This window comes from Flagellimonas marinaquae (assembly GCF_003992675.1).
Classification (GTDB): domain Bacteria; phylum Bacteroidota; class Bacteroidia; order Flavobacteriales; family Flavobacteriaceae; genus Flagellimonas; species Flagellimonas marinaquae.
Genome location: NZ_RZMZ01000007.1, coordinates 1 through 25070 on the forward strand (window position 1 = coordinate 1; position 25070 = coordinate 25070).

The 25070-nt window shown below is 44.8% G+C and carries 19 protein-coding genes; 10 read left to right on the forward strand and 9 right to left on the reverse strand.

Going from position 1 to position 25070, the window contains the following annotated elements; genetic code table 11:
- The 7 genes from EO130_RS03545 to EO130_RS03575 form a co-directional block, all read right to left on the reverse strand.
- Window positions 1–944: hypothetical protein (locus EO130_RS03545; protein ID WP_164732867.1), on the reverse strand; the 944-nt coding region annotated here is incomplete at its 3' end.
- Between the two features lie 244 nt (window positions 945–1188).
- Complete coding sequence (locus tag EO130_RS03550; RefSeq protein ID WP_127140606.1) at window positions 1189–1467, reverse strand: F0F1 ATP synthase subunit delta/epsilon; 279 nt, start codon at window positions 1465–1467, stop codon at window positions 1189–1191.
- Between the two features lie 86 nt (window positions 1468–1553).
- Window positions 1554–3062 carry a F0F1 ATP synthase subunit beta gene (gene atpD / locus EO130_RS03555; RefSeq protein WP_127140151.1) on the reverse strand — a complete coding sequence of 503 codons (1509 nt, stop codon included), beginning with the start codon at window positions 3060–3062 and terminating at the stop codon, window positions 1554–1556.
- A gap of 162 nt (window positions 3063–3224) precedes the next feature.
- Window positions 3225–5987 (reverse strand): TonB-dependent receptor, encoded by a 2763-nt coding sequence (locus EO130_RS03560; RefSeq protein ID WP_127140152.1) that lies wholly within the window; start codon window positions 5985–5987, stop codon window positions 3225–3227.
- 207 nt (window positions 5988–6194) lie between these two features.
- Window positions 6195–8042, reverse strand: coding sequence for a glutamine--fructose-6-phosphate transaminase (isomerizing) (gene glmS / locus EO130_RS03565; RefSeq protein WP_127140153.1), 1848 nt, complete (start codon window positions 8040–8042; stop codon window positions 6195–6197).
- Window positions 8043–8167: 125 nt separating this feature from the next.
- Window positions 8168–9967 (reverse strand): DUF4270 domain-containing protein, encoded by a 1800-nt coding sequence (locus EO130_RS03570; protein ID WP_127140154.1) that lies wholly within the window; start codon window positions 9965–9967, stop codon window positions 8168–8170.
- Between the two features lie 5 nt (window positions 9968–9972).
- Complete coding sequence (locus EO130_RS03575) at window positions 9973–10782, reverse strand: glycogen/starch synthase (RefSeq protein WP_127140155.1); 810 nt, start codon at window positions 10780–10782, stop codon at window positions 9973–9975.
- 102 nt (window positions 10783–10884) lie between these two features.
- On the opposite strand from EO130_RS03575, the gene panC reads away from it, so the two are divergent.
- The 6 genes from panC to EO130_RS03605 all read left to right on the forward strand — a co-directional run bounded on the left by panC (window position 10885) and on the right by EO130_RS03605 (window position 17920).
- On the forward strand, window positions 10885–11733 hold the full coding sequence (gene panC, locus EO130_RS03580; RefSeq protein ID WP_127140156.1) for a pantoate--beta-alanine ligase: 849 nt from the start codon (window positions 10885–10887) through the stop codon (window positions 11731–11733).
- A 12-nt stretch (window positions 11734–11745) separates the two neighbouring features.
- Complete coding sequence (panD, locus tag EO130_RS03585; protein ID WP_127140157.1) at window positions 11746–12096, forward strand: aspartate 1-decarboxylase; 351 nt, start codon at window positions 11746–11748, stop codon at window positions 12094–12096.
- A 3-nt stretch (window positions 12097–12099) separates the two neighbouring features.
- Entirely contained in the window at window positions 12100–13065 is a 966-nt protein-coding gene (locus EO130_RS03590; RefSeq protein WP_127140158.1) for a lysylphosphatidylglycerol synthase transmembrane domain-containing protein, read from the forward strand.
- 25 nt (window positions 13066–13090) lie between these two features.
- Window positions 13091–14233: an alpha/beta hydrolase gene (locus tag EO130_RS03595; RefSeq protein ID WP_127140159.1), complete on the forward strand. Its 1143-nt coding sequence runs from the start codon at window positions 13091–13093 to the stop codon at window positions 14231–14233.
- 121 nt (window positions 14234–14354) lie between these two features.
- Window positions 14355–15713: a DNA repair protein RadA gene (radA, locus tag EO130_RS03600; RefSeq protein WP_127140160.1), complete on the forward strand. Its 1359-nt coding sequence runs from the start codon at window positions 14355–14357 to the stop codon at window positions 15711–15713.
- A gap of 50 nt (window positions 15714–15763) precedes the next feature.
- On the forward strand, window positions 15764–17920 hold the full coding sequence (locus tag EO130_RS03605; protein WP_127140161.1) for an outer membrane protein assembly factor BamB family protein: 2157 nt from the start codon (window positions 15764–15766) through the stop codon (window positions 17918–17920).
- Between the two features lie 5 nt (window positions 17921–17925).
- On the opposite strand, the gene EO130_RS03610 is transcribed toward EO130_RS03605, so the two are convergent.
- On the reverse strand, window positions 17926–18966 hold the full coding sequence (locus EO130_RS03610; RefSeq protein WP_127140162.1) for an NADP(H)-dependent aldo-keto reductase: 1041 nt from the start codon (window positions 18964–18966) through the stop codon (window positions 17926–17928).
- 60 nt (window positions 18967–19026) lie between these two features.
- Window positions 19027–19791 (reverse strand): exodeoxyribonuclease III, encoded by a 765-nt coding sequence (locus tag EO130_RS03615; RefSeq protein ID WP_127140163.1) that lies wholly within the window; start codon window positions 19789–19791, stop codon window positions 19027–19029.
- Between the two features lie 134 nt (window positions 19792–19925).
- Here EO130_RS03615 and EO130_RS03620 point away from each other — a divergent pair, with 134 nt between their 5' ends.
- The 4 genes from EO130_RS03620 to EO130_RS03635 all read left to right on the forward strand — a co-directional run bounded on the left by EO130_RS03620 (window position 19926) and on the right by EO130_RS03635 (window position 25067).
- A complete protein-coding gene (locus EO130_RS03620; RefSeq protein ID WP_206513124.1) occupies window positions 19926–20489 on the forward strand; it encodes a cysteine hydrolase family protein in 564 nt (187 codons plus the stop codon).
- A complete protein-coding gene (locus tag EO130_RS03625) occupies window positions 20486–22558 on the forward strand; it encodes a TonB-dependent receptor family protein (protein WP_127140165.1) in 2073 nt (690 codons plus the stop codon). Before EO130_RS03620 ends, EO130_RS03625 begins: the two co-directional genes overlap by 4 nt.
- 228 nt (window positions 22559–22786) lie before the next feature.
- Window positions 22787–23299, forward strand: a complete 513-nt coding sequence (locus EO130_RS03630; RefSeq protein WP_127140166.1) for a DUF3124 domain-containing protein — start codon at window positions 22787–22789, stop codon at window positions 23297–23299.
- Window positions 23300–23399: 100 nt separating this feature from the next.
- On the forward strand, window positions 23400–25067 hold the full coding sequence (locus tag EO130_RS03635; RefSeq protein WP_127140167.1) for a formate--tetrahydrofolate ligase: 1668 nt from the start codon (window positions 23400–23402) through the stop codon (window positions 25065–25067).
- Window positions 25068–25070: the final 3 nt, after the last annotated feature.

Genomic DNA, 25070 nt, shown 5'->3' on the forward strand with positions numbered 1-25070 from the left:
AGCTGTTCGCCCATTTGCCAGGTAATCCGCACCGTTCGCGCGTTCTGCGCTTCCGACAGCACAAAGCGGGGCGGGTGGCAGTCGGCACGGTAGGTAAAATGGTACACCTCGCTCATCCCGCTGTTACGGAACAGGGAGGTCTCCGTAAAGCCGTCGCTCACAAAGGCGCGTACCTGCCAGCCGTAGGTCCTGCCCTCCAAAAGGGGCGTCTGTGCGGGACCGTAGTGCAGCGTGTTGGCAAAGGTGGTGGTCTGGTACAGTGGCGGTGCGGCAAAAAAACTGGCCTGCGGGTCCATGCCCGTGTCCCACAGTTCCTTTAGGGTGAACTCGTACTGTACCCCAGCGGCGTTGATGTGCCTTGGGGTCCAGTTGAAAATGAGGTTCTGCGGCTGCTGTGCCGTCACCACATCGCCGCGAAAGGGAACGTTGAGCAGGGGCGGGTCGTTGAGCTGTAGATAAATATTGGCGCAGCTATTATTGGAGATGCGCTGGCCCGAAAACTGGTCGTACACCTCAAAGCAGAAACGGTACTGCCCTTCGGGCAACTGCTGCCCGTACTGCTGCGGACTGATGCCGATCAAATTGTTCAGCTCAAAGTAGGGCCTAAGGTCGAAGTTGGACAACCGCAGGTTGACCCCACCATTGAGCACAATGGGCGCGGCGCCCGCCACAAAGTCCACCGTCCGAAAACTGATTCCGGGGCCTTCCACGTTCATCCGTAAGCGCACACGTCTACCGGATTCCATAGCATCGGTGAGCAATAGGTTCACAAAAAGCTTTTCACGGGTGCTGGTAGCGTAGTCGGACAACCGAAAACTGTAGGGCGGCAAAATTTGTGGGGTGACCTGTACGGGGAAGATCTGGGCCATTATTGTTGCAGTAAACAGAAAGTAGTAGGCAGTAAGCAATACTTTTCTTATCCTTTTCGGGAGGTGTAGGTTCATAAGCAGGTTTTTGGGTAGGCCATGGGGAAACCTATCTAGATATGAAGCTCAATATAAAGTATTGGACGGGATAAAACCCTTATGAATTGACGGATGCCCTGTTTCAGTCAACGAATGCCCCTTTTGAATTGACGGATGAATAGTGAACAACATATATTCAACCAAAAAACTTTAAATAGACGTATCCATAAAACAAAAAAGCCGCTCCATGGGAGCGGCTTTTAGATGAATGAATTCATTTATTTTAATCGGCTAGGACGATGACTTTATTGTCCTTCATCTCCACGGTTCCACTACTGATGGCCAAAATAGTCTCTCCATTATTTCCTTTGGAAAATTTATTGGCAAATGCTTCATCAATGGTGATGTTACCTTTCAATTTAACCTTTCCAGCTTGCAATAGAGATACCACAGGAGCGTGATTCTCCAACATCTGGAACTCACCGTTTACTCCCGGAACGGTAACTGAAGTTACGTCCCCTGAGAATAAAGTAGCTTCGGGTGATACGATTTCTAGATACATATTTTCTTTTGTCATTCCCATGCAAAAGGGAATCTTTTAACTTTGACTAAATTTCCTATGAAATTCCTGCTTTCGCAGGAATGAAATTATGCTTCCGCGAGCATTTTCTCTCCAGCTTCGATAGCTTCCTCAATGGTTCCTTTAAGGTTGAAGGCAGATTCTGGAAGGTGATCTAGTTCTCCGTCCATAATCATGTTAAATCCTTTGATGGTCTCCTTAATATCAACCAATACCCCAGGAATACCGGTAAATTGCTCCGCTACGTGGAATGGCTGTGACAAGAAACGTTGTACACGTCTTGCTCTACCTACGGCCAATTTATCTTCTTCAGAAAGTTCTTCCATACCTAAGATGGCAATAATATCCTGAAGCTCTTTGTAGCGTTGCAACAACTCTTTTACACGTTGTGCACAGTCGTAGTGCTCTTTACCCAAAATCTCGGGAGTCAAGATCCTAGAAGTGGAATCCAAAGGATCCACAGCAGGATAAATACCCAACTCGGCAATTTTACGGGAAAGTACGGTAGTTGCATCCAAGTGAGCAAATGTGGTCGCTGGCGCAGGATCCGTCAAGTCATCCGCAGGTACGTAAACCGCCTGTACGGAGGTAATGGAACCTCTTTTGGTGGATGTAATCCTTTCCTGCATGGCACCCATTTCTGTAGCCAAGGTAGGTTGGTAACCCACCGCAGAAGGCATACGGCCCAATAGTGCGGATACCTCAGAACCTGCTTGGGTGAAACGGAAAATGTTATCCACGAAGAAAAGAACGTCTTTTCCTTGTCCTTCACCTGATCCATCACGGAAATATTCTGCAATGGTCAATCCAGACAATGCCACACGCGCACGTGCTCCCGGTGGTTCGTTCATCTGACCGAACACAAAGGTCGCCTTGGATTGTTTCAATGCTTTTTTATCAACTTTGGACAAATCCCATCCCCCTTCTTCCATGGAGAGCAAGAAATCGTCTCCATATTTTATAATACCGGACTCCAACATCTCACGAAGCAAATCGTTTCCTTCACGGGTACGTTCCCCAACACCGGCGAACACGGACAAACCACCGTGACCTTTGGCGATGTTGTTGATCAACTCCTGAATCAATACGGTTTTACCAACACCGGCACCACCGAACAATCCAATCTTACCACCTTTTGCATAAGGCTCGATAAGATCGATTACCTTAATACCAGTGAAAAGTACTTCCGTAGAGGTAGAAAGATCTTCAAATTTTGGTGCTTCCCTGTGAATAGGTAGCCCATTGTCTCCAGTTTTAGGCAGGTTTTCCATACCATCAATCGCATCACCGATTACATTGAATAGACGTCCGTAAACATCTTCTCCTATCGGCATCTGGATTGGATTTCCAGTAGCTACAACTTCTACGCCCCTACTCAATCCGTCGGTAGAGTCCATGGAAATAGTTCTTACGGTATTTTCACCAATGTGTGATTGTACTTCCAGAACCAATCTTGAGCCATCAGCTTTTGCAATTTCAAGGGAGTCATAAATTCTTGGGATCTCTACCCCTGATTCAAACTCAACATCAATGACCGGGCCTATAATTTGGGCAACCTTACCTGTTACTTTAGACATTAGTATGTTTATTTTTAATTGAATACGCGGAAAATATCCGCTGATTTTTCGGCTGCAAAGATATGCTTTTACATTTTTATTCAGAAACCGATTTCAGCTTTTTTTTAAATAAAAAGGGCGTTGGAAAACCCAACGCCCTTTTTCAATCTTTTCAACTGTATTTTAGGGATTTATGGTCCATGACAAATAGTAAATGGAACCGATAAAACCAGTACCTACAGCGGTAAAATATTCGTCTCCCAAAATATTGGATCCACCTAGCTTAAAGATAGACTTGATGCTGGGCACTGCATAGTTGATCTGTGCATCCAATACGGTAAACGCTGGCACAGTGCCATCTGCAAATGAGGCTTCCCAGAAATAGGTGTCACTCCAACGATAGTTTACGTTAAAGCCAAAATTCTTGAATAATGCTGTGTTTCCGAAAGAGGCCTTAACCTTATGTCTCGGAGTGTTGAAGTTGGTTCTCAAATCTGGGAACCGTCCTTCATCAATGTCCAATTCGGCAAAGGTATAGTTAACGCCTAAGTCAAAATTGCCAAGTTTGGTATCTACGCCAACCGTTGCTCCATAGGAATTAACATCGGCTGCAGAGTTGGTATAGGTTTGGTAAACCTGAAAATCTCCATTTTGGAGAGCCAAGAGCGACAGACCTCCATCGCCAGCCTCACCGTAGAAAGGAACTGCTGTTGTGGTATTGGCCAAGAAATTACTGTAGCTGTTGTAATAACCGCTCATATCAATGGTAAACTTACCTACTTGGGCTCTATATCCTAACTCATAGGCAGTGATTTCCTCTGGTTGTACCAAAGGTGTATTTACTGCTTGAGGCGCTCCAGCTTGCAAAGAGCTGGTGGAGTATGCATTCTCGTATGCTTCACGTCCTACAATTTCCACTGTGGATTGCCCAATTAGTGCCTGTCCGCTTTCACTAACGTCGAAAGTACGCACATCCCTATCCAAGTTATCCGGTGCAGATCCCACCAAAATGGCACGTCCAGCATTCAAACCTATGAACAAGTCCTGTGTGGTCGGGTTACGGAAACCTTGTTGCACAGACACCCTTATGTTATGATTGCGCTCCTCTCCCAAGGTATAGGCCAACGATACTCTTGGAGATAGAAATCCATCAAAAAACTCATTTTTGTCGTAACGGGCGGAACCAGTAAACTTCAAACGATCATCCAAAAATTTCTTTTGTACTTGGAGGTATGCTCCATATTCATTGTAAGAAATAGGTCCATCAATATCGGTAAAGATAGTACCATTGGAATTCAATACATACTCTCTAAACGACCCCCCAATTTGAACATCTGCCCAATCATCGATAAGGTGTGCCAAATTGTAATTACCGTTTACGTGACGGAATTTGGTCCTATCAATAAATTTGGCTCCCGTAGTCAAGTCACCATCATTGATTACTCTATTGAAAGTGCTCTCAAACGCTGGCGTACCTGGAATCAATCTGCCTTGGTCAGCTGCCTGTCTCCCTGCAACATGTGCTTGTGCAGAAGCCTCCTCTGGGCTAAGTCCAGCTCCCTGAATACCTCCTAGATACGTTGGGATATAAGCTCGTGCGTAATCGGTAAACCATTGGGTATCCGACTTCCACGCCCTATTGACGTTAATGGCAGCGAAACGGGTATCGTAGGCATCACCAGAGTTTTCAGAAACGATATACCCTCGGATAAAGAAATTGTCGTTTTTGATTTCCAGTTTATGTTGCTGCATGGTAAACCCTGCTACTGCGTAACGGTTGGCCCCTTGATAGATAGTGGTACCACGACCAATTCGACTGTTCAATATAATCTCCAAATCATTGGCGAAAGGACGGTAGTGTAACGCAAAATCCGTCTTTACACTTTCCGCATTATAGTTCGCCAAATCTGCTTCATCATATCCTGTTCTGGAAATCAAGGCAGATCCAACGGTTCCGGAAGGAAATCCTGCGGCAGCGTCAAAATTCAAAACTGTGGATACCTCATCACCATATACGTTCAATCCATCATAGGCTGGATTGGAACGATCGGCGCCTGGGTTATTCAAATCCACACGGCTGTTGGCATGCCAATCCTCACCGGTCAATACAGAAAGGTTGGCCTTAACCGCCAATTTATCGCTAAAAGCATGGGCTGCTCGAATACCAAAATCCTTGTAAAAATTGCTTCCTGCAGCGTCTTGGGTGGTTACCCCACCCTTCGCATAGGCGCTGATTCCTTGAAAATCAAAAGGACTTTTACTGGTCATGAACAAAATACCGTTAAAGGCACCTGCTCCATACAATGCGGAAGAGGCTCCAGGAAGGATTTCCACACTTTGCACATCCAATTCGGACATCCCCACCAAGTTACCCAACACGAAGTTCAGACCGGGGGCGGTGTTGTCCATTCCATCTACCAACTGCAAAAATCGGTTGTTTGCAAAAGTTGCAAAACCTCTAGTGTTGATGGATTGAAAGGTTAAACTGTTGGTGTTGATATCAACCCCTTTTAAGTTTTGAAGTCCACCATAAAACGATTCCGCCGTGGTATTCTTGATTTCCTTGAGTCCGAATCTTTCTACGGATACCGGTGATTCAAAAATACGTTCAGGCGTTCTCGAAGCTGATATCACGATTTCGTCTAGCATGGTGTTTGCTTCGGAAAGTGTGATATTGAGTGTTTGGTTGTTTGAAGTGACATTGGCTGTGAAATCCGAGAAACCAATACTGGAAAATTGAAGCTTAAATGGGGGCACTTCACTTGTATTAAAGGTGAAATTCCCGTCAAAGTCCGTAGTGGTTCCTTCCGCTTTTCCAACCAAGACCACGTTGGCCCCTGGAATGGGGGCATTGTTTTCATCAACTACCGTTCCCCTTACAGTGGTTTGGCCATAGGTCGTTGCCAAACCCAGTAGCATTAGGGAAACAAACATAAGTCTTTTCATTTGCTATGGATTAGAGTTAAATTAGTTTTTTGTGCATGTTAAGTATCAATCGGGAAGATACATTTTTTTTTATTTCAATAATACAAATTTGAAAAAAATTATGCATGCATAATACTTTATTGTCAAAAATTCTTCTACAAATCTAAGCAATCAATAAAAAAGGCGCTTTAAAAGCGCCTTTTGATTTTATCTTAAGTTGATATTGAACTATTCGACCGTCACGGATTTTGCCAAATTCCTTGGCTGGTCCACATTGCAACCTCTCATTACCGCTATGTGGTAGGACAATAGCTGTAAGGGTATGGTCGTCAACAATGGCGACAAGCTTTCTGAGGTATCGGGCACTTCTATAACGTGGTCGGCGAGTTGCTTTACCGTTTCGTCGCCTTCAGTGACGATGGCAATGATGCGCCCCTTTCGGGATTTTATTTCCTGAATGTTGCTCACCACCTTTTCATAATGTCCTTTTCGAGTGGCGATTACTACAACAGGCATTTGCTCGTCAATCAAAGCGATCGGCCCATGTTTCATTTCGGCCGCTGGATATCCTTCGGCATGGATATAGCTGATTTCCTTCAATTTCAAGGCTCCTTCCAATGCCACTGGAAAATTATAACCCCTTCCCAAGTACAAACAGTTGGTGGAGTCCTTATAGGTCTCCGATATTTCTTCGACCAGTGGGTTGGACAAGAGTGCTTTCTCCACTTTGGAGGGTACTGCTTCCAGTTCCGCCAAATATTCGTGGAACTTGCTTTGGGAGAGTGTACCCTTCTCTTGTGCCAATTTGAGGGCAATCAAAGTGAGTACTGTTATTTGTGTCGTAAATGCCTTGGTGGATGCGACCCCAATTTCTGGACCTGCATGGGTATACGCTCCGGCATGGGTTTCCCTTGCAATAGAGGAACCCACCACATTGCACACCCCAAACACGAAAGCTCCTTTTTCTTTAGCCAGTTTTATAGCAGCCAAGGTATCGGCGGTTTCACCAGATTGGGAGATGGCAATCAAAACATCCTTCTCTGTGATTACGGGATTTCTGTACCTAAACTCAGAGGCATATTCCACTTCCACAGGTATTCTGGCCAAGTCCTCAAAAATATATTCCGCTACCAAACCTGCATGCCATGAAGTTCCACAGGCCACAATAATAATTCTGTTGGCGTTTAAAAACTTTTCAAGATTTTGGTCGATTCCCGACATTTTTATGATTCCCTTATCTGCTAACAAACGGCCTCGGTAGGTATCCAAGATAGCTTTGGGCTGCTCATAAATTTCTTTTAACATAAAGTGGTCATAACCCCCTTTTTCTATCTCCTCCAGATTCAGCTGTAATTCCAAAATGTTGGGATAGGCGATGGCATCGTCCTTGATTTTACGTAGCTTAATTTCCTTCCCTATCCTCACAATGGCCATTTCCTCATCTTCCAAATACACGGCATTGTTGGTGAACTCTATGAAAGGGGATGCATCCGAGGCGATAAAATATTCGTTTTCTCCAATTCCGATAGCAAGTGGACTACCCAATTTGGCCACTACGATTTCATCGGGCTTGCTCTTATCAAAAACAGCAATGGCATAAGCACCAACCACTTGGTTCAGCGCAATCTGCACTGCCTTTCCGAGCTTAACCCCTTCCTTTTTCTTGACTTCCTCAATGAGATTGATAAGTACTTCGGTATCGGTATCCGACTCAAAAGTGTAACCTCGCTTGGTCAAAGCTTGCTTAATGGACTCATAATTTTCGATGATTCCATTGTGGATAATGACCAAATCACCTGAATTGGAATAATGTGGATGGGAATTGACATCGTTGGGAACCCCGTGGGTTGCCCATCGGGTATGGCCCAACCCCAATTTACCTTCAGTAGGAATGGTTGCTTCGGCCTTATTTTTTAAATCCTCCACTTTTCCCTTAGTTTTGGCCAAGTGGATGTTGTTTCCATCAAAAAGAGAAATCCCGGCACTGTCGTAGCCTCTGTATTCCAGCCTTTGCAGTCCTTTCATGATTATCGGGTAGGCTTCCCTATGACCGATATACCCTACTATTCCACACATAAGATTGTTTTTTATTGTTAACCATTTGGGGAGTTGGTCACCAAAATTAAAAGGTATACGTCAAAATAGGTGGTTCTGGTTCGTTAAAACGACGAAAACCCGAAAAACTACGATAAATTTACCCTCTAATTTGCTTCGGTGTAATAGATTTCCAATTTCAACTTCATGTCCTCCTCACCTTGAGCGACATTACTGCCGTATAGGATAGTGCCTAGAGGGCTCATGGTTGCGGCAATGGGGTAATCCACTTCTTGCATATCGCTACCGATTGCTTCTCGAAGTCCCACTAAGTTGATGTTGGGTGTAGCAGTCAACCCCAATCTGGCGTTGGCAGAATCCCGAACAATAATGTTATTGATGTGCTCGGTGATTCGAACGGTATATTTTAAGCCCCTATCGTTTTCCTTTTCCAACAAACCGCCATGGTTAAGAAAGTATCGCAAGGGATTGGGACCTGTATTGAGCCCAGGATTCTCATTGGCTGCATCAAAAATCGGGCGATTGGTTTCCGCATTGAACAAATATATTCTTGGCGGCTCTACCACATCTGAACCTACGGACTCACGGTCCACATAAAAGACCAAATTGGCCTCGTTGATGACCCAGTTGTTTTCCTTGATTTGATTGATGATCGCAGATCCGCCATTTTCCAATTCGTCAAACAGGCGTATCTCCGCAAGGGTGGCTCCTCCTTTTACATAAATCCTCGAAGCATTTTCTTCATTGTTGAGCGCACCAGCCACATTGGGAGGTAGCATCTCATCCTCGAATATGTTCACTGCGTTTCCATTGATCCCGACTTGGGTACCCACCAAAAAATTGAGAATGTAATTCCTTTCAGAAGTAACAGCTTGCTCTGTCTCTGGATCAAAATCATCATAGGTATAACTAATGGTGATATTCGCCTGGGTAAGATCTAGAAGGAACATAAGTTCTTCCATATCTGTTCCCGTTAAGTGGATACCTCGCAAAAAGTTCCTGAAATTGGATTGGGTCAACAGCTCAGGTTGCCCTTCCTTGTCCAAAATGTTCTGCTGAAAAAATTCAGGATTCAGCGAAACTCGGATACCAGGATTTAACCTATTGGTTATTTCTTGGGATTCATCGATATCCGGAGTGTCAGGATCATCCTCATTGTCTCTAAACAGTAATTCTTCATCGCTTATGGTCACCTCACCATTGAACAATTCTTCTCCTATGAATCCAGAAAAATCTTGGTTGGAATAATACTCTTGGGCTTCTTGGAAATTTGAATTGGGATCTAGGTCCCTCAAAAAATAGTTAGATCTTGAAACCACTAGGTTAAAAGACTGCTCACGATTTCCATAAATACTGTCTAAATCAAACTTCTTAGCAAAGGAGTTGGCCACAAAGCCTTCACCAGTACCGTCCTCGTCTGGATCAAACGGGTTTGACCCGATGGCTCTTTCCTGGTTATCGGTTACGCCATCTCCATCCAAGTCAGAATTGGGGTCGTTGGCATCATCCCCACTTTCAAATTCGTCAGGTACGCCATCACCGTCTCTATCACCTGATGGGGATTGTTGAAAGGGAATATATAGATAAACCTCGCTGACGGTTTCGTTTTCTTGGTCGTTGTCCGGGCCATCTTCACTGGATTGTGAAATATCACCAAAGTTTGGCGATACGGTGGGCAAGGTAAGTTGCGAAATAATGCTTGCCCTGCGCTTGCCATAGATGGGATCGTTGTAGGTTCCCAATTGGTACAGTGGCAATTGGTTGGTCTGTACGGCCGTGACTCCCTTATTGAAGGCAAACACATCGTACTCCACTTTGCCCGTGCTAAAAGGTTCTCCTGCAACAACGCCTTCTCCTATGGTATCCAACTCCTCTTCGCAAGAGACAATTAGTAAAAACAAAGTTCCAACCAGCGCTGAAACCTTGAAAATATTGGAAAATCTCATTCAATCTATTTTAAAACCTCTGTATTATAGAAATTGGTGTACGCCTCCTCTGCCTCTTGAAGCGAAACATAGGGAAGTACCGGTACGGAAAGATTATCGATATGACTTTTAAGGTCGTCGGACAAATCCTCCGCGGCTAAAATAACGGCATCGGAATGATCTACGGCAACCTTTAACAAATTATTATATTCGGGCTTGGACAGGGCAGCAATCTCTTCTTTGGGTATGCCGTCAAAGGCGATTTTATCAATCATTTGACTGTCCAGTTCACCTTCAAAATCTTTTCCATAAACAGATGTCACTATCCTACTTTCGGAGAACAAGGGTTCATCTGCATAATACTTTCTTAAATAAAGGGGCACCATGGAAGCCATCCAACCATGTACGTGGATGATGTCGGGTGACCAATTCAGTTTTTTTACGGTTTCCACCACTCCCTTGGCAAAGAAAATGGCCCTCTCATCATTATCTGGAAATAATTTTCCGCTAGAGTCCGCAAATGTTGCTTTCCTTTTAAAGTATTCGTCGTTGTCTATAAAATAAACCTGGATTCGTTCTTTTGGAATGGAGGCCACTTTGATGATCAGGGGCATATCCATGTCATTGATCACCAGATTCATCCCCGATAAGCGGATAACCTCATGTAATTGATGCCTTCTTTCGTTAATGTTTCCATACCTTGGCATAAATATGCGTATTTGGCCACCATTACTGTTCACCATTCTTGGCGCTTCGTACGACATTAAGGAAACAGGATTCTCTGGGAGGTAGGGAACTAATTCAGAAGATACAAACAATACCTTTTTACCATTCATAAACACTTTCTTTTGTTTATCCGAAAAACATAGCTGCAAAAGTACAAAAATTATGCTGATTCATAGTATTTATAGTATTTTTGCACCCTTTTGTACCTGTATATGAAGATATTCGACCGTAAAAAAGACCTCAACACCTTTACGCTGCAACAGCGGCAAAAAGACTGTACCATTGGTCTTGTGCCCACCATGGGAGCGTTGCACAGCGGTCATATCTCTTTGGTAAAAAAAGCCCTTTCCGAAAATGACCTAGTGGTTGTTAGCATTTTTGTGAATCCCACACAATTTGATAAAAAAGACGACCTAGAAAAATATCCCCGCACTTTTGAAAAGGACATCGATTTGTTGCGACAAGTATCCGATAAGATTGTGGTTTTCGCACCTACCGTGGATGAAATCTATGAAGGCAAGGTAGTGTCCGAATCCTATGATTTTGAGGGCTTGGACAAGGTAATGGAAGGAGAATTCCGGTCGGGACATTTTGATGGCGTAGGCACTATTGTGGAACTTTTGCTGAGGACCGTTGCCCCAGACAGGGCCTACTTTGGCGAAAAGGATTTTCAGCAATTGCAGATTATTCGAAAAATGGCCGAAATCAAGCATTTGCCGTACACCATCATAGGATGCCCCATTGAAAGGGAACCCCATGGCCTGGCCATGAGCTCACGTAATGAAAGACTGTCAAAAACGACTAGGGAACAGGCAGGCTTTATCCATGATACGTTGCAAACTGTCAAAACAAAATTTGGCACGGAAAGTGCACTACATATAAAGGATTGGGTATCCTCCGAATTTAAAGGAAACCCATTGTTTGAGCTTGAATATTTTGAGATTGCTGATGAGCACACACTTACACCGGCACTAAAAATTCAAGACAACCAAAAATATAGAGCGTTTATCGCCGTTTATGCGGACGGTGTTCGCTTAATTGATAATCTAAGATTGAATTGATAATTTTGCACCATGCAAGTAGAAGTCGTAAAATCCAAAATTCACCGAGTAAAAGTAACCGGAGCCGACCTTAATTATATCGGTAGCATAACCATAGACGAAAATCTTATGGATGCCGCCAATATCATTAGGGGAGAAAAAGTGCAAATCGTGAACAACAACAATGGTGAACGATTGGAAACATACGCCATACCAGGCCCAAGAGGTTCTGGCGAACTCACCCTGAACGGTGCTGCAGCCCGAAAGGTGGCCGTTGGCGACGTTTTGATCTTAATTACCTATGCCTGGATGGATATCGAGGAAGCAAAAACATTTAATCCAGCATTGGTATTCCCTAACGAGGAAACCAATCTACTCCAATAAATTTTGGGCAAATCCCTGAAAAAATTCCTTAAGATTTTCGTGCCCATTGCCTTTGGGCTGTTCTTGGTTTGGTATTCCTACAACTCCACCACACCAGAAGAACGAAAACAAATCCTACATTACATCTCCAATGCCAGCCCATTTTGGGTGGGGGTATCAGTAGCTATTGGAATTTTAAGCCATATTTCTCGGGCAATTCGCTGGAAATACCTGTTGGAACCGATGGGATACCGCCCCAAAACCATCAACACCATTTTTATTGTATTGATTTCCTATTTTGCCAACTTGGGCATACCCCGTTCGGGCGAAATATTAAGGGCAACCGCATTGACCACCTACGAAAAGGTCCCGTTTGAAAAAGGCTTCGGAACCATTGTTACCGAAAGGGTCATAGACCTTTTGATGCTTTTGATGATCATTTTGGTCACCCTAGTTCTTCAAACGGATTTTATTTTAGGCTTTCTTGAACAAAGGGGGGTCAACCTTATCGGCGCCGTTGGCATTCTCGTGGTGGGCATCGTTGGGCTGTTTTTAGGTTCCTACATCATCCGGAAATCCAAATCACCTTTGGCATTAAAACTAAAAGGATTTTTAGGCGGACTTCAAGACGGGGTCCTGAGTGTCTTCAAAATGAAAAATAAATGGGCATTCATACTTCATACCCTATTTATCTGGACCGCCTATTTTGCCATGTTCTGGGTCATAAAATATACCGTGGAAGAAACCGTTCCGCTATCCATGGGCCAACTATTGGTAGCCTTTGTAGCCGGGGCCTTCGCCATGTCCACCACCAACGGCGGCATTGGCCTGTACCCCATTGCCGTAAGCGCCGCCTTGGGTATTTATGGCATCAGCTCAGTTTCTGGTGATGCCTTTGGATGGATCATGTGGATCGCCCAAACCATGATGGTCGTCCTTTTCGGTACAATATCCTTCATTGTATTGCCGTTATTGAATAGAAATCGGTAAGCCCCAACCGCCCAAAACTTAACCAATGAAAAAATGTCTATTGCTACTGATAGGCTTCACTTGCTTGAACCTAGGCGCCCAAGTAAAAAAGGAAATATTCGAATCCTTTAAATTGCAGGAACGCCGCGACGTTTCCTACTACTTTCCAGAAGATTACGACGAAGAAAAATCATATCCATTGATTGTAGTGCTGGATGCCGAACATTTATTCGACCTTGTCGTGGCCAATGTGAAATTCCAGAGCAGATTTGATCGTATGCCCGAAGCTATAGTAGTCGGGGTGGACCAATTGGAGAATGACATTCGCTGGGAAGATTGCGCCTTCGAAGAGGTTTCGGGCCTTCCGTCTGAAAAAGGAAAGCTGTTCTTTGAATTTTTGGGAACCGAACTCATTCCCTATTTGGAGACCAGCTATAACGTAGCCCCATTTAAAATGTTCGTTGGGTACGACATTACCGCCAATTTTGGCAATTATTACCTGTTCAAAGAACGTTCACTATTCAATTCCTATATCAGCATTTCGCCTGTTTTGGCAACCGAAATGGAAAGCAGGGTACCCGCCCGCCTTTCGGAGATCGACCAGACCATTTTTTACAATCTGATTGTGGAAAAAGCCCCGACAGATGATCGCCAGCGCGTCCTTCAAATGAATGCCAGCATCAAATCCATCACCAAAGAATCCCTGCATTACTTTTTTGATGAATATGAAAATGCCGATCACACCTCCATTGCCGCCTATGGCATAAGCAAAGCTTTTGATAATGTTTTCCGGATATACCGACCCATTACACCAGCGGAATACAAATCCGATATTTTGACCTCTGAAGAGCCTGTTTTCAACTATCTGGAAACACGATATGGCACTATTAAGGACCTCTTTGGTTTTGAAAAACCGGTGGAACTCAATGATATTATGGCCATTTATGCGGCCTGCCTTAAAAAGGAGGATTACGAATCCTTAAAACCACTGGCAGAACTTTGCAAAAAGGAATTCCCCGAAACCATGATGGGCTTTTATTTTGAAGCAGAACACTACGAGTTTATCGGAGAGCCAAAAAAGGCATTCAAGACCTTCGAAAAAGCCTTCCAAATGGAAGAAATCGACTTTTTGACCAAGGATTTGGCCCTTCAAAAAATCGATGCGCTCAAGGAAGACTTTGGATACTAGCCAGCTAGATTTCTTGATGATTTGATTGTTGGTGGTTTGCTTCAGAAAAAATCAAACCATTTATTAAGACAACAATCCAACAATCAAAATCCATATCTTTAGGCCCCTCATTAAATTTTGAATGGCCAAGATCAAAACAACTTTCTTTTGTCAGAATTGTGGCGCCCAATTTCCTAAATGGATAGGGCAATGTTCCTCCTGCAAAGAATGGAACACCATTGTGGAAGAAGTCATCCAAAAAGAGGATAAAAAAAGTTGGAAGGCCGATACCGTGGCCAAACAAGCCAACAAACCACTACGCGTTTCCGAGATTACCCAAGAAAAAGAGCTACGCTTGGATACATTGGACCAAGAATTCAACCGCGTATTGGGCGGTGGACTGGTTCCAGGCTCATTGACCTTGTTGGGCGGGGAACCAGGTATCGGAAAAAGTACGCTGTTGCTCCAAATTGCGCTAAAACTGCCCTACAAAATCCTATATGTGTCGGGTGAGGAAAGTCAGCGACAGATAAAAATGCGCGCGGACCGTATTCAACCCAATAGCGAAAACTGCTACATCCTAACCGAGACCAAAACACAAAATATTTTTCAGCAGATTTCTACCATTGAGCCCGATTTGGTGGTCATCGATTCGATTCAAACGCTGCACACCGATTATATCGAATCCGCTGCTGGGAGCATCTCCCAAATTCGTGAATGCACCGCGGAGCTCATCAAATTTGCCAAGGAAAGCCATACACCCGTTATTTTGGTGGGACACATCACCAAGGATGGCACCATTGCGGGACCCAAGATTTTGGAACACATGGTAGATACCGTACTTCAATTTGAAGGGGACAGAAACTATGTGTACCGTATTCTCCGTTCCCTTAAAAACCGCTTCGGTTCCACTGCCGAACTGGGCATTTACGAAATGCAGGGAAGTGGCCTACGCGAAGTGAACAATCCTTCGGAAGTATTGATTTCCAAAAATGACGAAGACCTCAGCGGTACTGCCATCGCAGCCACCGTGGAAGGTATGCGGCCTTTGTTGATAGAGATTCAGGCATTGGTCAGCACAGCCGTCTACGGCACACCGCAACGCTCCGCCACAGGTTTCAATGCCAAGCGACTGAACATGCTCTTAGCGGTTTTGGAAAAACGGGCAGGTTTTAAATTGGCCGCAAAAGACGTTTTTTTGAACATTACCGGCGGCATATCCGTGGATGATCCCGCTATCGATTTGGCCGTAATGGCCGCCATCCTATCCAGCAATTCCGATATCGCCATAGAAAAAGGCATTTGTTTTGCTGCAGAAGTAGGTCTTGCAGGAGAAATTCGACCTGTGCAACGAGTGGACCAACGGATCCTTGAAGCCGAAAAACTGGGCTTCTCCAAAATATTTGTCTCGAAAAACAATAAGATCGGCTTAAAACAATCTGGCATACAGATTCAAAAAGTATCCAAGATCGAGGATGTAGTTGCCCATCTGTTCGGGTAAAACCGTAATTGCAGGTTTCTTTATATATTTAGGAAACTTTCAAACTGCACATGAAAAGATATTTTCCCCTAGCCTTATTGACCCTATTGGCCTCTTGCTCGAACCTTGACAAAAACAAAGCGGACAAGCCCTATTTTACCACCTGGGAGCACTATTTGGGAGACCCCGAACGCACGCATTACTCCAACTTAAATCAAATTGACACGGCGAATGTTTCCCAATTAAAACTGGCATGGAGCTATAAAAGTGGTGGACTTCAAGAGGGCAGAACAACGCAGATTCAAACCAGTCCATTAATGGTTGATGGGGTCCTTTATGGGGTAAATGCCGCCATAGAACTGTTCGCTTTGGACGCAACAACTGGCGAAGAAATCTGGAAATTCTCACCAAAAGCCAAAGATGAATCAGGTTTGGGCCTTAATCGAGGCCTGAATTATTGGAAATCGGACGGTGAACATCCGGGTCGTATCTTTTTCTCATCGGGACCAAAACTTTACGCTGTAGACATAATCACTGGCACACCCATTTCTTCATTTGGCAACAACGGCAGTATTGATTTAAGGGAGGGTCTGGGCAGGGACCCCAGCAAATTATCCGTGGTTTCTAACACCCCGGGCGCAGTTTTTCAAAATATATTGATTCAAGGTACCCGAGTGGGCGAAGGTCCCGGTTCTTCACCTGGACATATCCGAGCCTACGATGTACTCACAGGTGAAATTTTATGGACCTTCCATACCATTCCACAGCCCGGAGAATTTGGCTATGATACGTGGCCTGCAGAAGCTTACAAAAAAGTTGGAGGCGCCAACAGTTGGCCAGGTATGGCAATGGACACCGAACAAGGCATTGTTTACATTCCTACGGGTTCTGCCGCTTTTGATTGGTACGGGGGCGACAGAGAAGGTGCCAATCTTTTTGCCAATTCCCTCTTGGCCCTCAATGCAAACACAGGCGAACGGATTTGGCATTTTCAAATGGTGCACCACGATATTTGGGACCGCGATTTGCCCGCTCCGCCCAACCTAGTCGATATTGAACGAGATGGACAAACCATTCCTGCCGTGGCACAGGTAACCAAAAGTGGCCATGTGTTTGTGTTCAACCGCATTACGGGAGAACCTTTGTTTCCCATCGAGGAAAAAGCTTATCCAAGTTCCGATTTACTAGGTGAAAAGGCATTTGAAACCCAGCCCCTACCTTTAAAACCAGCTCCTTTTGCACGTCAGATATTGACAGAAGACGATTTGTATGCACCCGACCGCACCGCATTTGTGGATGATTTGGTCTCAGGAAATAAAACCGAAGAAGCTCCTACCGTGCTTGAAAAATTCAGATCCATCACATCAAAAGGTCAATTTATACCGATGGATACCACGGGCGTAATCCTATTCCCTGGTGCCGATGGAGGAGCCGAATGGGGTGGAGCCGCACTTGACCCTCGCGATGGCGTGATGTACGTGAATGCCAATGAAATGGCCTGGATCATTAAAATGAAAGAGGTTAATGGCAGTGCAGAAGGTTCCAGTGTTGGGCAAAGTTTGGCACAAATCCACTGCGCCCGATGCCATGGCGGAGAACTGCAGGGCTTGAACGGTATTCCAACACTTCAAAATATCAAGTTGCGTTTAGAAGCCGATTCCATAAAGACCATTATCCAAAAAGGGCGTGGCGCGATGCCGGGCATGCCCAATCTTTCGGCCAATGAAACTGATGCTATCACGGAGTATTTGATGGATATGGAAAAAGCAAAAGACCATCGGGTGGAAAAAATAAAAGTGGATGTGCCCTATTCGGTCGCTAGTTTCGCACGATTCAAGGACGATAGGGGCTATCCCGTAGTAAAACCGCCATGGGGAACCTTGAATGCCATTGACCTGAACTCGGGCGAATATCTATGGACCGTGCCTTTGGGCCACGAGGAAAGTTTACAGGACCCCAACGTACCCGTTTCTGGGCTCGAAAATTACGGCGGGCCTGTCATCACCAAAGGTGGGGTGCTATTTATTGCTGCCACCAAGGATGAAAAAATCCGTGCATTCCATATGAAAACGGGGAAGCAACTCTGGGAAGACCGACTTCCTGCAGGCGGTTATGCCACACCAATTACCTATCAGGTGGAAGGCAAGCAGTACCTCGTTATTTCTTGCGGGGGCGGGAAAATGGGAACTGCCTCGGGCGATGAATATCGTGCATATGCCCTAGAATAGTAGTCTTACGGCGCAGGATTAGGGATGGTGTTGTGGATTTCCTCAATACCCTCGAGTACCTCATCGGAAAGGTCCACATCGATACTGGCGATGTTTTCCTTGAGTTGTTCCATACTGGTTGCACCAATGATATTACTCGTCAAAAATGGCCGTGTATTTACAAAAGCCAATGCCATTTGTGCGAGGCTAAGGTCATGTGCCTTGGCCAGTGCCGCATAGGCTTCCGTGGCTTGGGTCGAGGTCTCCCCACTATATCGGTTGTAATTTGGGAACAAGGTTACCCTGGCCTTTCTTGGAGGGACATCAGTAAGGTATTTTCCGCTCAACACCCCGAAACCTAATGGTGAATACGCCAAAAGTCCGATTTGTTCGCGCATGGAAATTTCGGAAAGTCCCACCTCGAACAGGCGGTTCAACAAACTGTAGGGGTTTTGAATGGTCTTCATTCTCGGCAAGGATTGATGCACCTTGCTCTCTTCCAAATACCGCATCGTACCCCATGGGGTCTCATTGGAAATCCCAACATGGCGGATTTTGCCTTCCGCAATTAGGTCACGTAGTGTTTCCAAAACTTGATGGATATTATCGTCCCAAACATCAACGGCATGGGCATTATAGCCACGTTGTCCAAAATAATTGGTTTTGCGTTCCGGCCAGTGTAATTGGTATAGGTCGACGTAGTCGGTTTGAAGACGCTTTAAACTGCCTTCCACCGCACTGATGATGGATTCCTTACTGAATCCCGTGTCACGGATATGTCGTGCTGCGTGCCCAGGCCCAGCAATTTTGGAAGCGAGCACCACTTTATCCCTATTCCCTGTTTTTTTGAACCAGTTTCCAATTAATTCTTCGGTAACGGCATAGAGCTCCTTTTTAGAAGGTATTGGGTATAATTCCGCGGTATCGAAAAAGTTCACTCCTTGATCCAGGGCATAGTCCATTTGCTCATGGGCATCATCTTCATTATTCTGGCGACCCCAGGTCATGGTGCCCAAGCAAATTTTACTGATTCGGATATCGGTATGTGGGATTCTGGTATATTTCATCGTTTATTCTTTAGGACAATTAAAGGTAAGGAATCAAAAATATCGGCCTTTACGGCAACGTTATTTTTCAACCTCCAACAAAATGGGACAATGGTCACTATGCTTGGCTTCTGATAAAATGACGGACCGCTTCAAACGGTCTTGCAAAGGCTCGGCCACCATACCGTAATCCAAACGCCATCCTTTATTGTTGGCCCTGGCATTGGCGCGGTAACTCCACCAGGTATAATTGTCGGGTTCCTTGTTGAAATGTCGGAAGCTATCAATAAAGCCACTTTTCATAAAATTGCCGATCCACTCACGTTCTACGGGCAAAAAACCGGAAACATTCTTGTTTCGTACAGGGTCATGGATATCGATGGCTTCGTGACAAATATTGTAATCCCCACATACAATGAGATTGTGACGTTCCTTTCGAAGCTCCTCGGAGTATTTTTGAAAATCGGCCATGTAGGTCAATTTAAAATCCAAGCGGTCCATATTGGTCCCCGAAGGAAGGTACATGCTCATAATGGACAGGTCTCCATAGTCGGCTCGGATATTCCGCCCTTCATGGTCCATATAGTCGATACCTGTTCCAAATTCCACATGATCCGGCTCCTCTTTACATAGTAAAGCCACACCGCTATATCCTTTTTTCTGGGCACTGAACCAGTAGTGATGGGGATACCCAGCCTCTTCAAAAAGTTGGGTGTCGACTTGGTCTTCCATAGCCTTGGTTTCTTGAAGACAAATAATGTCCGGGGAAACCGTTTGCAACCAATCCACAAATCCCTTGTTCATTGCGGCACGAATCCCATTCACATTGTATGATGCAATTTTCATGTAATCAAATTTCCTCAAAAATAGCCATTGTGGTCGGCTCTCTAAAATTGATTTTAACGATCATAGCATCAAATAATAAAATCCCGTCCCCAACTCTTGATGTTTTCCCTTAATTTTAGGGCAAAATGGCAAGCATGACCTCACTTGTTTTAATAGACGTCCAGCTCGGTCTACAGGAAACTTCCTTTTATGGAACAGAACGCAACCATCCAAATGCCGAAGAAAATTGTGGTAAACTACTACACTTTTTTAGGTCCAAGCAATTGCCAGTGTTCCACGTAAAGCACAATTCCCCTAATCTGGGCTCGCCTTTGCACCCCAGTAAAATCAGCAACAACTTTCATCCTGCCGTAGAGCCATTGGTGAGTGAGCCGGTATTGGAAAAAACAGTAAATAGCGCTTTTATCGGGACCGATTTGGAATCTCGTCTAAAAGCCCTTAACATTACGGATATCGTCGTGGCGGGGCTCACCATTGAGCATTGTATTTCCACCTCGGTGCGAATGGCCTCGAACTTAGGCTTTAACGTAATCTTGGTTTCCGATGCCACCGCAGCTTTCGATAAGCTGGGGTTTGATGGTAATAGATATCCATCCGAAGTAATTTTTCATACCGAATTGGCCAACTTAAAAGATGAATTTGCCACCATCAAGGATACAGCGACCTTGTTGGAAGAACTCGATAAATCAGTTTCATGAAATTGAAATCAAAGGGACTTCCCTTATTAACATTCTTATTTGTACTCCAAAGTTTTTCACAACAGCTTAAGCCCAAGGATTCCATTACCGCCTTGGAGGAAGTGATTCTGACCCAAGATGCCATACCTAAAAAGGCGACGGGAATCACTTCTTCATCAAAAATCTCCGCCCAAACCTTTGAGCGGTTCAACCCCACGGACATTCCCTCGGCCATAAACCAGATTTCGGGCGTGTATATTCTATCCGGCGCCATAAACACCAACCGAATTACCATCCGCGGCATTGGGGCCAGAACTCCCTTTGGCACCAATAAACTACGCATGTATTTCAATGGCATTCCAGTGACCAACGGCACTGGGGTTTCTACCATTGAAGCCTACGACGTGGAGGATTTGGGAGCCGTGGAGGTCATCAAAGGACCAAAAGCCACCGCATTTGGTTCCAATTTGGGGGGTGCTATTTTATTGGACACCAAAGCTTCTGTTGAGGACAAAACCCAGCTTATCAATTCGTTTACGGTTGGATCCTATCAAATGTTCAAGGACAACTTGACCTTTTCACATTCCGAAAGTGGACTGAATGTATCCCTTAGCTATAATCATTTGGAAACCGATGGTTTTAGACAGAACAATCGATTTGAGCGTGATGGCCTGTTACTGAACACCCAATTTCGGACGGGACAAAAGAGTAGTATGGCCCTTTTGATCAATTATATCGATTATACGGCCCAGATTCCGAGCTCCCTCAACCAAACCGATTTTGAAGAAGATCCTACCAGAGCACCCAATAACTGGCTGGAATCACAAGGTTTTGAGGCGAATAATTATATTTTGACAGGTTTGTCCCATACCTATCAGTTCTCCGAAACGTTTCAGAATACCACCAGCATTTTTTATACCTATCTGGACCATTACGAACCCAGACCGTTCAATATATTGGATGAGTTTACCAATGGTTTTGGCTTTCGCAGCCGTTTTGCAGGAAAATGGGGAAGGGCCGATTTCTCCTTCGGAGGGGAACTGTACAAGGATGAATACCATTGGGGCACTTTTGAAAATTTGTACGAAGAAAATAATGGCAATGGCAGCTTGAAAGGGAACCAACTGAGCGACAACACCGAGTTTAGAAGGCAGTTCAATATTTTTGGAACGGTTACCTATCCCATCACCACACAACTTACCGTGCAATTTGGGCTCAATGTAAACAAGACCCATTACGATTTTCGCGATGTGTTCAATGAAGGGGATACCAATGCATCCGCCGAGCGCGATTTCGATGCCATCATGCTTCCCAATCTGGGTATCCGCTATCAACTAAAAAATGGAGAACTCTACGCCAATGTGAGCAGAGGGTTTTCCAATCCAAGTTTGGAGGAGACTTTGACGCCTGATGGCGTCATCAATCCAAATATCGCCCAAGAAACGGGAACCAATTATGAACTGGGCAGTACCTGGCGACTATGGGGAAATAAACTCTCGGCCAACGTGGCCCTCTATCGAATGAACATAAAAAACCTATTGGTGGCCCAACGGGTAGGTGAAGATGAATTTATTGGCAGAAATGCTGGAGAAACTCGCCATCAAGGCTTCGAGATGGATTTGCAATACCGGGAAAGAATTTCCCCCTCCATCACCTTTTCGCCCTACCTCAGTTATACGTTAAACGACCATAGCTTTGTGGATTTTGTAGATGGCGACAATGATTATTCCGGAAATCCGCTGACGGGGGTTCCAAAAAACCGGTTGAGCTCCGGTATCGATTTTAGGCATACTAGTGGGCTGCAACTGAACCTCATCCATCAATTTGTGGATGACATTCCGTTGACAGATGCCAATACCCTCAGCAGCGACTCCTTTAATGTATTCCATGCCAAGATGAGCTTTGCCACTTCAATCACTTCCCATTTAAACTTGGGGTTGAATGCTGGCATCAACAACCTATTTGATACCAACTACGCCCAATCGGTACTGATCAATGCCGTTGGATTTGGTGGTTCACAACCCAGATATTATTATCCGGGCAATGGTCGGAATTATTTTGGAGGGTTGCGATTGAACTACGTATTTTAATTGGATGATGTGCGAAAGACCACAAAACTCTCGATAAGACTCTTAATCGGACAACAATTGGAAACACTTGAATTCAAAAGAATCCTGTTGCGTACCTGTTGTGCAGAGGTAATTGAGTTTTGAAAAAATACCAATAGTACCCAGTAGCTCTGTTTACCGAAATAATTCTATCGTATTTCCTCGCATTTATCTGTAATCCGTATCTTAGATGAGCTTTTGAAACCTATCATGAAAAGACTTGTCTTCCTTATTTTTCCCATTTTGATTTTTTCCTGTGTTGAGGACACAAAGCAAGAGGTAAGTTCCATCGACCCTGTGAATTGGAACAACCGAATTGCTTCGATTTCGGTTCAGGATTCATTGCAGCAAGGGGTTTCATATTTGTCGGTGTATTCAGAAATCTATAGCGAGACCGAACATCGAACGCACCATTTGACGAGTACCATCAGCATGCGAAATACCAATCTGAAGGATACCATCTACATCAATAAAGCTGAATATTTTAATACCGAGGGCAGTCCCATCCGCAGCTATTTTGAGAAGCCTATCTTTATCAGGCCCATGGAAACCGTCGAAATCGTAATCGATGAAAAAGACCGCTTAGGAGGAACTGGTGCCAACTTTCTATTTCACTGGTCCATAAAACCCAATTCAAACGAGCCTTATTTTGAAGGGGTCATGATTTCCACATCTGGCCAGCAAGGGCTTTCCTTTACCACCCAAGGACGAAGGGTAGAATAAGCTTTCTCCGTACAAATATCATAGTTTTACTCCACCAATTATAGTATCTTGTCTGTTGAATCTTGGGGGAAATCCATCCCATTTGCCAAAAATCAAGACTATGACCGATTTACAGATTGTCAAAGGTGTTTCGTTAAAACATATCTCTTCCATTGCCCAAAAATTCGGCATTGACCCGGAACAAATCGAAATGTTCGGAAAACACAAAGCAAAGCTTCCGTTAAAGGCCATCGACCGCGAAAAAGCCAAAGAAAGCAACCTTATTTTGGTCTCTGCCATTTCCCCAACCCCGGCTGGTGAGGGAAAAACTACCATGTCCATCGGTCTTTCCGAAGGGTTGAACCGTTTAGGGAAAAAATCAACCGTTGTATTACGTGAGCCATCGTTAGGGCCCGTTTTTGGGATAAAAGGTGGTGCCACTGGTGGTGGTTATTCCCAAGTACTGCCCATGGAGGACATCAATCTGCATTTTACGGGAGATTTTTCAGCTATCGAAAAGGCGCACAACCTCTTATCGGCCATTATAGATAATAACATTCAGAGCAAGACCAATTCGCTATTGATCGACCCACGCACTATCGGATGGAAACGGGTGATGGACATGAACGATCGTTCCTTACGTCATGTTATCGTTGGCTTGGGTGGAACCACCTCCGGTGTTCCCCGGGAAACAGGCTTTGATATTACTGCCGCATCGGAAATTATGGCCATCTTATGCTTAGCCGAGAGTCTGAGCGACCTCAAAACACGATTGGGAAATATATTCGTGGGTTACACTTATGATAAAAAACCCATCTACGCCAAGGATTTAAAAGCGGAAGGGGCCATGGCAGCACTTTTGAAGGATGCCATTAAACCCAACTTGGTACAGACCATTGAAGGGAATCCCGCCATTATCCACGGAGGCCCTTTTGCCAATATTGCACAGGGCACCAACTCGGTAATCGCTACCTTAATGGGGATGTCCCATTCGGAATACACCGTTACAGAGGCAGGATTTGGATTTGATTTGGGAGCTGAAAAATTCTTTGATATCAAGTGCCAAAGTGCTGGATTGACACCAAAGGCCGTGGTACTCACCACAACCATCAGAGCTTTAAAATATCATGGCGGCGCTGATTTAAAATCGTTGACCGAACCCAATGTGGAAGCCTTGAAAAAAGGATTGCCCAATTTGGAAAAACACTTGGAGAACATCGGAAAGTTTAAGGTGGTACCCGTCATAGCCATCAACAAGTTTGTCACCGACACGCATGAAGAGATTGAAGTCATCAAGGAGCTCGCAGCATCCAAAGGTGTTCGCGTAGCGGTGGCCAATGTTTGGGCCAAAGGTGGTGAAGGCGCAGAAGACTTGGCAAAGGCTGTCATCGATATTGTGGATTCAGGTGCTTCGGCATTCCAACCCCTTTACGATTGGAAGTCGGCCGTGAAGGACAAAATCTCCACCATCGCCACCGAGATTTACGGCGCAGAATACGTGGATTATACGGCCAAAGCCAAGGCAGACCTGCGTAAAATTGCGGATTTGGGGCTGGAACAATTGCCCGTTTGTATTGCCAAGACGCAGAAATCGCTATCGGACAACCCAAAGCTTTTGGGCCGACCCAAGGATTTTATCATCACGGTACGCGAAATAGAAATAGCTGTGGGAGCAGGGTTTTTAATTCCGATTACGGGGGACATTATGCGCATGCCCGGATTGCCGGCTCATCCGTCATCCGAAAACATCGACATCAATGATGATGGCGAAATTACAGGTTTATTTTAAATC

Coding starts and splice junctions, on each gene's coding strand:
- EO130_RS03550 (WP_127140606.1), bottom strand. CDS start 1,467: ATGTATCTAGAAATCGTATCACCCGAAGCTACTTTATTCTCAGGGGAC.
- atpD (WP_127140151.1), bottom strand. CDS start 3,062: ATGTCTAAAGTAACAGGTAAGGTTGCCCAAATTATAGGCCCGGTCATT.
- EO130_RS03560 (WP_127140152.1), bottom strand. CDS start 5,987: ATGAAAAGACTTATGTTTGTTTCCCTAATGCTACTGGGTTTGGCAACG.
- glmS (WP_127140153.1), bottom strand. CDS start 8,042: ATGTGTGGAATAGTAGGGTATATCGGTCATAGGGAAGCCTACCCGATA.
- EO130_RS03570 (WP_127140154.1), bottom strand. CDS start 9,967: ATGAGATTTTCCAATATTTTCAAGGTTTCAGCGCTGGTTGGAACTTTG.
- EO130_RS03575 (WP_127140155.1), bottom strand. CDS start 10,782: ATGAATGGTAAAAAGGTATTGTTTGTATCTTCTGAATTAGTTCCCTAC.
- panC (WP_127140156.1), top strand. CDS start 10,885: ATGAAGATATTCGACCGTAAAAAAGACCTCAACACCTTTACGCTGCAA.
- panD (WP_127140157.1), top strand. CDS start 11,746: ATGCAAGTAGAAGTCGTAAAATCCAAAATTCACCGAGTAAAAGTAACC.
- EO130_RS03595 (WP_127140159.1), top strand. CDS start 13,091: ATGAAAAAATGTCTATTGCTACTGATAGGCTTCACTTGCTTGAACCTA.
- radA (WP_127140160.1), top strand. CDS start 14,355: ATGGCCAAGATCAAAACAACTTTCTTTTGTCAGAATTGTGGCGCCCAA.
- EO130_RS03605 (WP_127140161.1), top strand. CDS start 15,764: ATGAAAAGATATTTTCCCCTAGCCTTATTGACCCTATTGGCCTCTTGC.
- EO130_RS03610 (WP_127140162.1), bottom strand. CDS start 18,966: ATGAAATATACCAGAATCCCACATACCGATATCCGAATCAGTAAAATT.
- EO130_RS03615 (WP_127140163.1), bottom strand. CDS start 19,791: ATGAAAATTGCATCATACAATGTGAATGGGATTCGTGCCGCAATGAAC.
- EO130_RS03620 (WP_206513124.1), top strand. CDS start 19,926: ATGACCTCACTTGTTTTAATAGACGTCCAGCTCGGTCTACAGGAAACT.
- EO130_RS03625 (WP_127140165.1), top strand. CDS start 20,486: ATGAAATTGAAATCAAAGGGACTTCCCTTATTAACATTCTTATTTGTA.
- EO130_RS03630 (WP_127140166.1), top strand. CDS start 22,787: ATGAAAAGACTTGTCTTCCTTATTTTTCCCATTTTGATTTTTTCCTGT.
- EO130_RS03635 (WP_127140167.1), top strand. CDS start 23,400: ATGACCGATTTACAGATTGTCAAAGGTGTTTCGTTAAAACATATCTCT.